Raw genomic sequence first — 13,830 nt, forward strand, 5'->3', positions numbered from 1 at the left:
AACATTATGCAAAACAAATTATTACCGGGGATTTTAATTGGCGCTACAATTGGTGGAGCGATTGCATTGATTGACAAAAATACACGTCGTTCACTTAAATCATCAGTTCATCAAATTAAAACAGGTGAACGTTCAAGCGAACCTTCTAAATTTGGAGAATTAAAAGATGAGTTCTTCTATTGGAAAGATACAATTGATGAAATTCGTCGTAACAATCCAGAATTAGAACGTTCATTACGTCAAGCTAAAGATACATTTGTTGAACGTAAAAACAATAAACAAATTGGTTTATAAGTAAATGCTTTTAAACAATAAGCGGGGATAAGAGCACAGCAGATTCACGTCAACTTCAATACCGCATGTCAACGTTATGAACGTATGAGCTACGATAGCGAGATAACAACAAGTTAAAAGAAGTTTGAGTTTCACTTATTTGTTGATGGATTATGGTTGCTCACGCGCTTTATGCCGTAAAAGATGTACAGTTCGTTGGCGTTACGCTCTTATCATGGGCAATTTCAATGCATTCTTTTAGAATGTACTCAGAGATTGCCTTTTTTAATATCAAAAGAAGGAGCTTCGATATGTCAAAAAACGAAGAAAAATCAAAAAGCATTGTAGATGAGGTGAAAAGTAAGTTCTCAAATGAGCATCACTCTAAAAATGAGGGGCAGCATCCTAATCGTAAAGGCGATGCAAAAGGTGAAATTGAAGAAGACCGCATTTATGTTAAACCTCAACAGTTTCAATCTAAAGAAGCATCAAAAGACAACCAAACCTTCTTTGTCTCAAGAATAAACAAACCAGTAAAATATACTGACCGCCCTAATTTTGTGAGTTATTTGATTTATCGTATAGGAAAAGATGATGCCTCTGGTCTCGCAGCACAGTTGGCATATTATTTCATGCTTTCATTGTTCCCAATGCTTATCTTTATTTTATCTTTAGTTCCAATGTTCAATATCGATCGACAAGCAATTATTGATCAAATTAAAGATAAAGCGCCTGCTGATACAGCCTCCATCATTACGAGTATCATTAATGATGTCATGGGCAATGCTAGTGGCGGATTGCTCTCAGTCGGTTTAATTTTGGCTTTGTGGACAGCTTCGAACGGTATCACTGCGTTAATGAATTCTTTTAACGTCGCATATGATGTTGAAGATAATCGTAACTTTATCGTATCAAAGGCATTAGCGGTATTTTTCACTTTACTCATTGGAATTACCCTACCTGTCACACTCGTTCTATTTACTTTTGGTCAACAAATCGGGAACTTGTTATTTGGGCCACTCGGTTTAGACGATCAAGTGCGCTGGGTATTTAGTCTTATTCGAACAGCGTTACCCGTATTAGTCATATTTATTGTATTTATGATTTTATATACCGTTGCACCTAATGTGAAAATCAAATTAAAATCCGTACTCCCTGGGGCGTTATTTTCAACAGTTGCATGGATTTTAGGTACACTTGCTTTTGGTTTCTACGTTTCAAACTTTGGGAACTACTCTAAAACTTATGGCAGTATCGGTGGTGTCATTGTTTTAATGCTTTGGTTATACATCACGGGCTTCATTTTAATTATCGGAGCAGAAGTGAATGCGATTGTACATCAACGTAAAGTGATTAAAGGAAAAACACCTGAAGAAGAAACGTATGATGAACTTGAAGCTCAAAAAGAAGAAGATTTAGCAACTGCGTACAACAACTACGGGACACAATCAGATAAATTTGAACAACATCAAAATCAAGATGAACAATCATCAGTAGATCCAGAATCTGAAAAAGTTGAACATTCACACACTGGACGTTCAAAGCATATTAAAACAACTGACGATAAATAAGACGGATTTGAAACACATTGGAGGCGCTTAGGGTGACATTATTAAATCAAATTTTAAAATATAATAAAGACTTTGTGGCAAGCAAAGCTTATGAACAATATAGTACAAGTAAAACGCCATCTAAAAAAGCTGTATTGCTGACTTGTATGGATACACGTTTACAAGATTTATCGACAAAAGCACTTGGTTTTACAAACGGGGATTTAAAAGTCGTTAAAAATGCTGGTGCTACAATTAGTCATCCTTATGGTTCAACGATGCGTAGTTTACTTGTTGGTATTTATGCACTTGGTGCTGAAGAAATTATTATTATGGGGCATAAAGATTGTGGTATGGGGAATATTGATGTCGACGCCGTTATGAATACAATGGAACAAAGAGGTGTCGATCAAAAAACGTTTGATATATTAGAACACTCTGGCATTGACGTTCCTAACTTTTTAAAAGGCTTTGATGACGTTTATGAAAATGTTAAAAAGAATATACAAATGATTTATTCCCATCCCCTATTTGACAAGAAAGTACCTGTTCATGGATTAGTCATTGATCCGCACACGGGTGCGTTAGATCTCGTCCATGATGGCTATGGGAAAAATTCAATCTAATGCTATTAAAGAAGCGGGACAGAAGTCAAATCGATTTCTGTCCCACTTTCTATATTATTCAATTAATCCATGTTGAAAGGCATAAATCACTGCTTGCGTACGATCTTGCACTTCTAATTTACTTAAAATATTACTCACATGTGTTTTCACTGTTTTAATCGTAATATGTGAAGCACTTGCGATTTCTTGATTTGAATACCCTTTTGATATCAATAATAGGATTTCCATTTCACGCTCTGTCAGTAACTCATATAATTCCGCTCTTTGTTTCATGCGATTGCGCATTTTCACAAGGACTTCTGCTTCAAATACAGACTCGCCTTGACTTGTTTTTCGTATCGCTTCAGCAATATCACTTGCACTTGTCGTTTTAAGAATATAACTATCGACACCTGCATCTAAGGCACGATAAACTTCTTTATCCTCAATATAACTTGTAAGCATGACCACTTTAATATGTGGTAAGTCTTTTTTGATTTGTGTTGTCGCTTCAACACCGTCCATGTCTGTCATCACTAAGTCCATTAAAATTAAATCCGGATGAAGTTCATGTGCTTTTTGAATAGCCTCTTTCCCTGAAGCCCCTTCCCCTACAACCTCAATATCCGGTTGCGTAGATAAATAGCTAGATATTCCAATTCTAACCATTTCATGATCATCTACAAATAATACTTTAATTGTCATTATGTACCTCCTTATCAAGTGGTGCCTTTACTTCTATTCTCGTCCCAGCGTCTGGCAATGAAACGATATGAAAGGTTGCCCCGATTTCTATTGCACGTTCACGCATATTTTTAAGTCCATAACTTTGCTCTAATTTGTCATCTACATTAAAACCGATACCGTCATCTTGAATACGCAACAATAAATAGTCTTCACGATTGATCAATTCGACAGTAACTTGTTTCCCTTTAGCATGACGTAATGTATTAGAGATGGCTTCTTGAGTGATTCGAAATAAGTGGTCTTCTATCCCTTTTGGCACTTCAAATTCGTCAATTTCTTGTACAACTTTCATTGGAACTTTTCTTTGTAGATCTGTAACTAATGATTTAATACCTTCACCTAACGAGCGGTCTTTAAGTCCTATCGGTCTCAAATGTAACAATAACGCCCGCATCTCCAACTGAGAATCTTGGACCATTTTCTCTAAAGTTGGAATTTGCTGATCGAGTGGTGGGGTTAACTCTGTTTCTTTAATCGCGGATAACATCATGCTTGCCGCAAAGAGTTGTTGGGACACACTATCGTGTAATTCCCTAGCCAACCGTTGTCTCTCATCTTCAATTATTTTTTTCACTTTCAAATCGTTCATATTATAAGATTCGTTCGTTAAATTTTGAGTTTTAATACGCATTTTATGAAGTTCTTGATTCAAAGGAACAAGGGCTTGATACAGTTCAATCGTCTCATTATATAATTCGATATGTTGGTCATTGATCCCTACTGTTTCCCCTTCAAATGCACGTTCAATTTGTTGCTTCAACCAATCATTTTGTTGATTGATTTTATAGGCAAGTACGCTACCTACAATGATACAAAGAAAGATAACGATTAAATTTAAAAAGATAAATACGGGAATCCCAAAAATCTGGGTATAAAACATGCCTTGAAAATAAATGATATTAGTAAAGACTTTATCAATAAAGAAAAAAGCAGTAAACATACTGTAGACTAAAATCAACATTGAGCCTATGGCACGAACGTAATGGTTCATCGATAAACCACCTCAACATCACCTATAAATGTTGAGACGAAAATATTAACCGTATAATTTTCAGCTTTATGTTGTGAAGTTAACTGGATGTTATCATTTTCGATTTTGCATTGTTGGCGGTCGAGCGTCACTTTACCATAGAAGGCAGAAACATTTAACTTTACATTGTAATTTAAAGGAACAATGACTTGTACTTTACCTACAATATGGCGAATCACAACATGGTTTTGCATCTTTAAATTGGCCGCTTTTGTCATGTCTATTACGATATCACCCATGCCATGCTGAATTTGCAAATCTTCCCATTTATACACATAAACCGGTGTTTTTTGGTCACCAAACCATTTTTGTTTAATAAAACTATGTTTTTCAGTCGCATCATCCGTAGATAATATTTCTAAAGGTTTACGTTTATAAATAATATAACGTACCGCTACGATGATAATAAAAATAAATAAAATAATCAGCGTGTATTTATTGGACAGTAATGTAAATAAAATCATTAACGTCCCAATCCAAAAACAAAGCAATCCACGCACTTTATGAAAATAAATATAACCGACATACATTAAAATACTACCGAGTAATAACACAAATAAAAAGCCGATTTTTTCAAAAAAGATATAGTAAAAATTGGCTATAATCATTAGAGCAGTAAATATAATGAGCAACTCGGTCGAAATATATTTTTGTGTCATATTTCCACCTTTCTAGTATGCACGCAACAATAATTGAAGTAAATCACATTCCCTCTTTACGTAATTTTTATCTTCATTCAACTGTTGATAAAATGACTCCAATTGTGCATACTCTTTTTCAATTTCGTTCAAATCATCTTTAATTGTATTAATATCAACGCCATAAATATTTTTTGCGCATTGAATATGATGTTGATCCATCAGATCGATATATTTATTTTCTAATTCAATTGTTCTTCTGTCAATCATCAACTGTAACTGCACTTTTTTATGCTGCATATAATATAATGCTTGGTCGATATCGTGTATTTTCAAATCTAAGTGGTTTAAATATTGACTGAATACTTGATGATAAAGTTCGTAAAAAAATCTTTCAAAATAGGCTCTTAATAGTTGTACCATAATCAAATCACCTCATATGTTACCCCTATTATAAAATGGTCCTGCGCCTTAAGGAATAGGCTACAGAACCATTTCTATTTAAGACTTAAGTCTCAATCTATTCAGCATCGATGCTTTTTGTTGTTAATACCGGTCCATCTTTTGTGACGATTACCGTATGCTCAATTTGCGCAACAAAACTTTTATCTTTAGTTTCAAACGCCCACTCATTTTTACCTTCTGTAACATAAATTGCATTTGATGAAATAAAAGGTTCGACTGCAAGTACCATACCCTCTTTGAGCAACGTTTTTTCTTGAGGATCAAAGTAGTTTAAAACATGTGCGGGTGCTTCATGTAAAGATTCACCTACACCATGACCTGTTAAGTTTTTAATGACTTTCAAATCATTTTTACGCGCTGTCGCATGAACAGCTTTCCCGATTTGGCTTAACTTTGCGCCTGGTTTTACTTTTTTCATGGCAGCATCAAATGCTTCTTGAGCGACTTCACATACTTTATGTTTAATTTCTTGATCTGTCTCGCCTACGACAAATGAAATACCTGTGTCTGCATAATAACCATTTTTCAATGCAGATACATCAATATTTACAAGATCTCCTTCACGGATCACACGTTTGCTTGGAATTCCATGTGCGACTTCTTCGTTCACACTAATACAAGTTTGGCCAGGAAAATTTTCATCATGAATCGGCGCAGAAATCGCACCTGAAGCTTCAAACATATCTTTCGCAATATTATCTAGCTCTTTCGTTGTAATTCCTGGTTTTGTTGCTGCTTTCATAGTATCTCTAATATTTGCGCAGATTGCACCAATTTCTTTTAAAGCTTGTAATTCTTCGTCAGTTTTTACTATCATTTTTATCCCGTTCCTTTTAAAAATTTATACAGTCCTTATTATAACAAAAATTTTTTGATATACTAATAATGAACTATGGAACAGGAGATTTTGAATTATGAAGGATAAATGGTATAAAAATTTAGTAGGTGCCCGCACAATCAAAACCGGCTTAGCAACTTTTTTAACTGCATTATTTTGCTTATCACTGAATCTAAACCCCATCTTCGCTATTTTATCAGCAGTTGTGACAATAGAACCCACCGTTAAAGCTTACATTCGAAAAGGTTATAAGAGGCTTCCCGCCACAGTAATGGGCGCATTTATCGCTGTCGTCTGTACATATTTTTTAGGCGATGATTCAGCGTTTACGTATGGTTTGACCGCGACACTTACCATTTTATTATGTATCAGATTTAATTTACATGTTGGTGTGACCGTTGCCACTTTAACCGCACTTGCGATGATTCCAGATATTCACGACAATTATACATTCAACTTTTTTTCTCGCTTACTTACTGCAATTATTGGCTTGGTCACGGCTGGATTGGTCAACTTTGTGATCATGCCTCCCAAATATTACAATCAAATTGATGCCTTAATCGAAAAATCTGAAAGAGAAATATATCATCTATTTGATGAACGGATGAAAGAACTCATGTTAGGTTTATTTCAATCCGATAAAAGTGATAAAGCAGTCGAAGCACTTCATGTGTTAAACACTCGTATCGAAGAACTTCTAGGTTATCAACGTGATGAATTGAAATATCACAAAGAAAGAAATCACTCTGAAGAATGGTTGCGTCTTCGTAAACTGACCAACCGTGCACATGAAAATCGATTGATGATTACCCATTTATCCAACATCATCTATTTACCAAAAGATGCGATGATGCTATTTAGTCATGACGAAAAAATCGCTATTATTACAATCTCTCAACGTATTGATCAAATTTTTAAGTGCGGAACGCTTATGCCTGAAAGAAAGGCAGCTACAACACTTAAAAACTCAGTTAAAAGTTTAAATGACTTTGATCAAAACCAAGTTAAAAGTCATACCATTTATGAGATATTGTTGATATATCGTATTTTACTGTTGCGCTATAAAGTGAATTAACATGGCTGATGTATTTCTATTTAATACTAAAAACTACCAATAAATAAAAAGTGATTTTAACTAAAATTAGTTAAAATCACTTTTTAATATATTTTTATTACAATTAATTTTTAAAATTAATTTAAAACCAAATCTTCAAAATCATATATCCGGTATTTCATCGTATTTTTTAAATGTAATTGATTTCTAGACCACGAATCATATTTTTCATATAACAGTAAAATTTTAGAGTTTTTAGTTTCGGTTAGTGCAGAATAGGAATAACCATCATTTGCATTATTTACTTCTTTATGTTTAACCCAGTCTATATCATTTGAACCATTTTCCACAAAGCCTATCCATATTTGACCATTATTTCTTCCTGTAGTCGAATTCGGTGAACTTTAAATTATTACATCTTTACCTTCAACTTTTTTTGAAGCTTTTATTACTGACAGTTGTGTCCCGTATCTAGTTTGTTTTATTTGATTAAGATATCGTACTTTGTCCCATGTATTACCATGATCATAACTTGTCATATAACCGATTTTACCTGTAGTAGTTCGTAAAAACGCTTTTATTACACCTGGTTTCAATTCAATCATTTGCGCTTCAACAGTTGCATTTTTAAAAGGTAGCTCTGCTTTTGTAGACTTCCATGTGTAACCATGATCATCGCTGTATATAAAGATTAATCCTTGACTTGTATATGATGAAAATATTAACCGCCCATTAGATGTTGCTAAACCTTGACCTGGACTTAAATACGTTGCATTATGATTCAATCCTAAAAATGGCGGTAAAATCATTGGATGATTCCAGTTTTTTCCATCATCACTTGTTGTGTAAGCTAAATAATTCGTAGGTGTTACTTTAAAAATAGAATCTTTATAAAAAATATTCATTTTAACTTTCTTGCCATTATGATACTCTTTTAGTTCATTACCATTAAATCTCACTGAATATTGAGTTACGTACTGATACTCACCATTTTTTAGAATATTATAATTCTCATCTACTTTATATTCAGTTGGTTTTTGTTGCTTATCATTAAATATTAAACCATCTTCTCTGATGGAATAGTCATAATTATTGTCATTCTCAAATTTTAATTTTAAATAATAATTTTCATTTATTTTTTTAAACCCTGAATCATTTTTTAAAGCATTATTATTGCCTACACCTGCTGGCATCATGTCAGCCATTAAAAAAATTGTATTAGTCTTTTTGTCTTGTACTATAGCAGAATCGATAAATGAAGCACTGCCCTGAATTTGCTTGTTTTTACCCACATTATCTCTAGGCCAGTCAATTAATTGATTTTCATAATCTTGGAAATGCAAAGCTAATTTTGGAGAAGACCAAGTTTCACCATCTTCACTTATAGATGTTGCAATATTAATTTTACTCTTAGCATCATGAGTACCACCATAACGTGCGTCAGCACTAGCAATAATATTTCCATTGTTTAATGTATATAACACAGGAATTCTAAAATAATTTGCTTGGGTTTCATCTCCTGCAGTAAAAATATCTTTATCCATTGTAACTTTATCCTTCGCTAATGCATTTATATTAGTTATCAAAAACATACTCAATAATAAAGATATCAACAAAAGTAAAGAAAACTTAAATAAATATTTCATTAAATGTTCACTTCAGTTCTTTCTCGTTCTTCTCTTAATTCTCTAGCAATTCTATCAGTGGTTTTCTTATTCATAGGATAACCAAATATTAAAATTAGCGCCGCCACTAAAAAAAGAACGGCAGGTAATAAGTTAGAAAGCATATAAATTCTTTCTTGAACAATTGCTGATTGCATTACTCCTCCACTTGTAGAAGATTGATAGCCGATTACTGCTAACATAAGTCCCCCGATTCCTCCTGAAAATGCTTGCGCTACTTTTCTAGCAAAAGAATTCAAACCATAGACTGTACCATCTTCTCGTAAACCTGTGTGATACTGATGCGCATCAATAACATCTGTAATTAACGCCCAAACAATAACATTGAAAACTGAGTATCCTATTGTTGCAAAAAACATTAATGATACGTACACCCATGGGTTCGTTGTATGCAAGAAAAAGAGTATGAAAAACATTAGTGAAGAAAAAGGTAGTGCTACCATTGTGACCTCTTTCTTTCCGAATCTTCTGACAAAATAAATTGTAGGTGCTGCTACTAAAATAACTGTTCCCCAATTAAATAACATTGCTACTGACATTGCTTTTGGATTATGGAAATAATCATTAAATAAGTATGTTGTAGTTGTGCCGTACAAAATTTGTGTAAGTACTACAAAAAAATCAACGATAATTAATATCAAAATTGCACGATCCGTAAATAATCCTTTTAACAAACGACCGATAGTTACTTTTTCTTTTTTCTTAATCTGTACACGTTCTACTAGCATTTTATTGATAATTATATAGACCACAAATGCAATGCTACAGCAAATTAAAGCAATTATAAAAAATCTCATTCCTGAAATTGTTTTTTCACCATGTTCATTTGTTTTGTATATAAATATTGGAATTAGAAATCCAGTTGTAGACATACCAATAGCTGCCCCTACACTTCTAAATGTCGATAAGGCTGCACGATCATCCGGATGGTCACTAATTGCTGCTGACATAGAACCATATGGTATATTAATAGCCGATAATACAACCCCAAAAATCAAATAAGTAGCAAAAACATAAATAATCTTAGAAACGTCATTCCAATCATTGACTAAAGGTAAGAAAAGTAATAATGAAATCAAGCAAAAAGGATACTTCATTCGTCTAATCCATGGCTTAAACCGGCCTTCAGGCGTCAATTCCGCAATGTCTATCATTCTTCCTACAGAAATATCAGCAAATGCATCAATAATTCTTGAAATCATAAATAATATTCCTACAATACCACCAGCAATTCCTAATACATTTGTATAATAAATCATTAAAAAGCTATTTACCAAACCTAGAATAGCATCATTACCAATATCACCTAACATATATCCTATTTTATCTTTGATTCCAAAAGGTTTTGCATCAACTTTTATTGCAGTCATTTTGTTATCATCTGCGCTTGTAATTTTTTTGACTTCCATTTCTAACACAACCTTCAAAATGATTAATATAAAACTTTATATTGATTTTTCTATAATCTCACTTAACGCAACTTTTCTATCCTCTACACTTGATAATGTTGCAGCATCAGCTGTAGCAATTGCTTCCTCAGCAGCAGTCCCGTCTAAAAGTTTCAAATATTCACTAGTGACCTCTTCACCATGTAAAACATTATTAAAAAATTCCATTTCTTTATGAATTAAAGTATTTAACCATAAAGGTGTTCGTTTTCCAGGATGGCCGTACTGTATAGCACCATCCATTTCTGTTCCATGATATATTTGAGTACGGTTATCATCCTCTTCTTGTGTTTCGTGAATTAGAAAATGTGTTTCCTCGCCATTTACTTTCAAAGTTCCTCCAGTGTCATATAAGTTAAGCATTATTGCCCCTTTTGTACCTTGAATCATTACATAATGCTCACCCCATCTAAATGCCGAACCCCATTCTAAGTGAGCATATCTGTTACCAGAAAATTCTAAATTCATTAATATAAAATCATCTTCATCACCAAATTCATCTCCTTGATGTGCGATATCAGATGCAATCATCGATACCTTTTCTGGTAATCCTCCCATAATAAACTGAACACAATCTAATTCATGAATATGATGATACAAATGACCACCTGATTGATCTTTCATTTTCTTCCATGAAATATTTGATTGAGCTTCTTCCCAACCATTTCGTGTTGTTTTAACAAAGAGTATATCCCCAATAGCACCTTGATTTATAAGATTTTTAGCATGACGAACGCCATTAAAGAAATTCATAATATGACCCGCCATAAATGTCACGCCTGCTTTTTTACAAGCATTTACCATTTCAACACAATCTTTATAATTTAAAGCTATTGGCTTTTCACAAAAGACATGCTTCTTATTCTCTGCTGCTTTTAATACAGATTCTTTATGAAGATGATTAGGTGTAGCTACAATAACGCAATCCACTTCATTATCAGTCACTAATTCATCTAAATGATGAGCTTGTTTACATTCTAATTCTTTAGCAATCTCCTTTCCGTTTTTCGGGTCAAAAACAGAAATAATCTTAGCCCCTTTGTTTTTTTTCATTGCTCTTGCAAGTTCAGCACCAAAATAACCCGTTCCGACAATACCGTATCCAATAGTTTTTTCCGACATACTAAAACCCCTTTCAAATAGATGTAAGCCTTTCCAAAAATATACATTGAATAGAATTATATTTCAATATTTATTAAAATTTTGAAAGGTGTTTCAATCCAAGCCGGAATTTATCTTTATTAATAGGTAAATATTAATTTATATTTCAGAAATTTCCTGTTTTTTATCTATAATTGTCTCATATATAATTAGGAAGCCAGTAAATGAATTCTTATGAAAACATTTACTGGCTTCTTTTTTAAAACATAGTTTAAATTATATAAAACTTTAACTTTTATTTTTACGCGCTCGATCTATTAATACTTGTTTAGCTTGTTCTTCTTCAGCATTATCAACATGAAGGGGTTCAAACGGAATACCTTTTCGTTCTGCAGCAGCTTTCAATAAGTAGTCCGTCATCTCATGATTTTTTGGTAAAATCGGACCATGTAAATAGGTTCCTAATAAATTTTTATAATGTAGACCTTCTTTTTTGTCTGTATCATTATTACCATAACCATAAGTCACAGTCCCTAGCGCATCATATTGATGATACGTACGTCCACCATGATTTTCAAAACCTACAATCGTACCAAAAGTCTCACTTTCGATTACAATGTCCCCTGTCAATCGCTCTTGATTCGCCTCTGTATAAAAATCAAGAATGTGTAAACCTTCGAGTACTTCACCGCTTGGTGTAATATATTTTTCTCCTAAAAATTGATATCCACCACAAACTGTCAATCCTGGCATCCCATCTTCAATGGCTGTCTTCAACTCTGTTTTTATTTTGCGCAATGACTCAGTCGCTAAGCTTTGTTCTCGGTCACTGCCACCTCCGATAAAAAAGAGGTCCGCTTTTGATAAATCAATATCACTTGTATCGTTGATATCTACGACGTGAAGTTGAATATTTCTTTGTTTTGCTCGATATTTGAGCGCCATAATATTACCAATATCACTATATAAATTTAATTTATCTGGCATAAAATGATAAACCGTTAACTCATGCATTAGGCTCATCCTCCTCAAACGAGCGATTTAATTGTTCAAGCATTGGTGCTAAAGACGTATAGTTTGGAATCGCAACTGTAAAACTTTCATAATTCATAGTCATTGCTGTAGCTTTATAGATATCTTTTTCAAGAATAATTGGAACAGTTACTTCCGCAATTTTTAAGCGTAATTGTAATTCTTCCGCTCTTGCCCCAGTCACAATAATCGCTTCAATTTCTTGCTCGCTTAACTTTTCAAAATCCGCATCATAAATCCATGATGTATCTTTACCATCTGCCGCAAAATCATTTAAGCTGATTACATATACTTTCGATTCATTTAATTTCTCTCCCATCGCAATGGAAGCATTCATACCAGCAGGGTTTTTAGCTAAATTAATGAGGGCTTTTTTTGTACCACTTTCGAAATACTGCATTCGACCATTATCAGACGTATATGTTTCAAAGCCTTTTTTAATAGCATCATTATCTAAACCAAGGTCTCTTAAAACTGTATAAGCTGCTAACGCATTATACGCGTTAAAATCCCCAGCTATTTTCATGTCGAATGTCGCATCATTAACATTCATTTTAATAAAAGGATTAATTGTAAATGATTTCACTTCGTATTTCGGAGTTTGACGATTGAAACCACATCGACATGTATAGTGTCCTAGCTGATTATAATGAATATGGGAATAGTTTAAAAGCGCCCCACAACTCGGACAGTATCGGCTTTCATTCATCGTAGACTGTTCAAATGTATACGCATGTGCTTTCATGCCATAATATGTGACATGATCACTCGCAATTTTCAAACGACTGACGAATGGGTCATCTGCATTTAATAAAAGATGAATACCTTTACCTTGAATCGCTGAAATAATACCGTTCACCATAATATCAATTTCTCCAAAACGATCCATTTGATCTCTGAAAAAATTAGTAAAAACCATTTTCGTTGGCGTCATTTCCTTTAAAACACGTGGTATTGAGCCTTCGTCAATTTCTATAATTGCAATTTTTGTTTGATTTGAAGATTGAACAATGAAAGCTGAAGTGATACCAGCTGCCATGTTTGCACCTTCATTATTGTGAATAATCTCAATGTTATTCGCTCTTAATGTATGACCGATTAAATTAGAGGTCGTCGTTTTACCATTTGTGCCACTCACAAATACAACTTCATCAACACGACCTGCTAATTTACGTAAAATATCTTTATCAATTTTTCTCGCAACTTGACCTGGCAAATCTGTCCCTTTTCGGCCTGTTGCACGACTTGCTTTTCTGGCAAGCTTTGCCATATGAATTGCTGTCCATTGTCTCATAGCACTTTCTCCTCCAATTTACTTAAAACATTATACCATGACGCGCGATTTTACAAAATAAATTAAACGA

The 13,830-nt window shown here is 33.6% G+C and carries 14 protein-coding genes; 4 read left to right on the forward strand and 10 right to left on the reverse strand.

All coding sequences use genetic code 11. The features are described 5' to 3' along the window. Window positions 1-6: 6 nt before the first annotated feature. The 3 genes from HMPREF1208_RS06290 (at window position 7) to HMPREF1208_RS06300 (ending at window position 2,449) form a co-directional block, all read left to right on the forward strand. Complete coding sequence (locus HMPREF1208_RS06290; protein ID WP_016425503.1) at window positions 7-294, forward strand: YtxH domain-containing protein; 288 nt, start codon at window positions 7-9, stop codon at window positions 292-294. A gap of 290 nt (window positions 295-584) precedes the next feature. Then, a complete protein-coding gene (locus HMPREF1208_RS06295; protein WP_016425504.1) occupies window positions 585-1,844 on the forward strand; it encodes a YihY/virulence factor BrkB family protein in 1,260 nt (419 codons plus the stop codon). A gap of 32 nt (window positions 1,845-1,876) precedes the next feature. Continuing rightward, window positions 1,877-2,449: a beta-class carbonic anhydrase gene (locus HMPREF1208_RS06300; RefSeq protein WP_016425505.1), complete on the forward strand. Its 573-nt coding sequence runs from the start codon at window positions 1,877-1,879 to the stop codon at window positions 2,447-2,449. Window positions 2,450-2,503: 54 nt separating this feature from the next. Here the strand turns inward: HMPREF1208_RS06300 and vraR are convergent, their stop codons facing one another. The 5 genes from vraR to map form a co-directional block, all read right to left on the reverse strand. After that, complete coding sequence (gene vraR / locus HMPREF1208_RS06305) at window positions 2,504-3,133, reverse strand: response regulator transcription factor VraR (protein WP_016425506.1); 630 nt, start codon at window positions 3,131-3,133, stop codon at window positions 2,504-2,506. Next, a complete protein-coding gene (gene vraS / locus HMPREF1208_RS06310; protein WP_016425507.1) occupies window positions 3,123-4,166 on the reverse strand; it encodes a sensor histidine kinase VraS in 1,044 nt (347 codons plus the stop codon). Before vraS ends, vraR begins: the two co-directional genes overlap by 11 nt. Continuing rightward, entirely contained in the window at window positions 4,163-4,864 is a 702-nt protein-coding gene (vraT, locus tag HMPREF1208_RS06315; RefSeq protein WP_016425508.1) for a cell wall-active antibiotics response protein VraT, read from the reverse strand. The genes vraS and vraT overlap by 4 nt, the downstream gene beginning before the upstream one ends. 12 nt (window positions 4,865-4,876) lie before the next feature. Then, window positions 4,877-5,266, reverse strand: coding sequence for a hypothetical protein (locus tag HMPREF1208_RS06320; RefSeq protein WP_016425509.1), 390 nt, complete (start codon window positions 5,264-5,266; stop codon window positions 4,877-4,879). Window positions 5,267-5,363: 97 nt separating this feature from the next. Continuing rightward, window positions 5,364-6,125, reverse strand: coding sequence for a type I methionyl aminopeptidase (map, locus tag HMPREF1208_RS06325; protein WP_016425510.1), 762 nt, complete (start codon window positions 6,123-6,125; stop codon window positions 5,364-5,366). A 97-nt stretch (window positions 6,126-6,222) separates the two neighbouring features. Between map and HMPREF1208_RS06330 the strand changes: the two genes are divergently transcribed. Beyond that, complete coding sequence (locus HMPREF1208_RS06330; RefSeq protein ID WP_016425511.1) at window positions 6,223-7,221, forward strand: FUSC family protein; 999 nt, start codon at window positions 6,223-6,225, stop codon at window positions 7,219-7,221. Between the two features lie 383 nt (window positions 7,222-7,604). On the opposite strand, the gene HMPREF1208_RS06335 is transcribed toward HMPREF1208_RS06330, so the two are convergent. From HMPREF1208_RS06335 to HMPREF1208_RS06355, 5 genes are all read right to left on the reverse strand, one after another. After that, entirely contained in the window at window positions 7,605-8,744 is a 1,140-nt protein-coding gene (locus tag HMPREF1208_RS06335) for an exo-alpha-sialidase (RefSeq protein WP_228480296.1), read from the reverse strand. Between the two features lie 101 nt (window positions 8,745-8,845). Further along, window positions 8,846-10,294 (reverse strand): MFS transporter, encoded by a 1,449-nt coding sequence (locus tag HMPREF1208_RS06340; protein WP_016425514.1) that lies wholly within the window; start codon window positions 10,292-10,294, stop codon window positions 8,846-8,848. 36 nt (window positions 10,295-10,330) lie between these two features. Continuing rightward, the gene (locus tag HMPREF1208_RS06345; protein ID WP_016425515.1) at window positions 10,331-11,455 is read right to left on the reverse strand and encodes a Gfo/Idh/MocA family protein; all 1,125 of its coding nucleotides are present in this window, start codon (window positions 11,453-11,455) and stop codon (window positions 10,331-10,333) included. Between the two features lie 267 nt (window positions 11,456-11,722). Further along, on the reverse strand, window positions 11,723-12,448 hold the full coding sequence (locus tag HMPREF1208_RS06350) for a type 1 glutamine amidotransferase (RefSeq protein ID WP_016425516.1): 726 nt from the start codon (window positions 12,446-12,448) through the stop codon (window positions 11,723-11,725). Next, complete coding sequence (locus HMPREF1208_RS06355; RefSeq protein WP_016425517.1) at window positions 12,441-13,760, reverse strand: Mur ligase family protein; 1,320 nt, start codon at window positions 13,758-13,760, stop codon at window positions 12,441-12,443. The genes HMPREF1208_RS06350 and HMPREF1208_RS06355 overlap by 8 nt, the downstream gene beginning before the upstream one ends. Window positions 13,761-13,830: the final 70 nt, after the last annotated feature.

It is taken from the genome of Staphylococcus sp. HGB0015, from assembly GCF_000411275.1.
In the GTDB taxonomy this organism is placed as follows: domain Bacteria; phylum Bacillota; class Bacilli; order Staphylococcales; family Staphylococcaceae; genus Staphylococcus; species Staphylococcus schleiferi.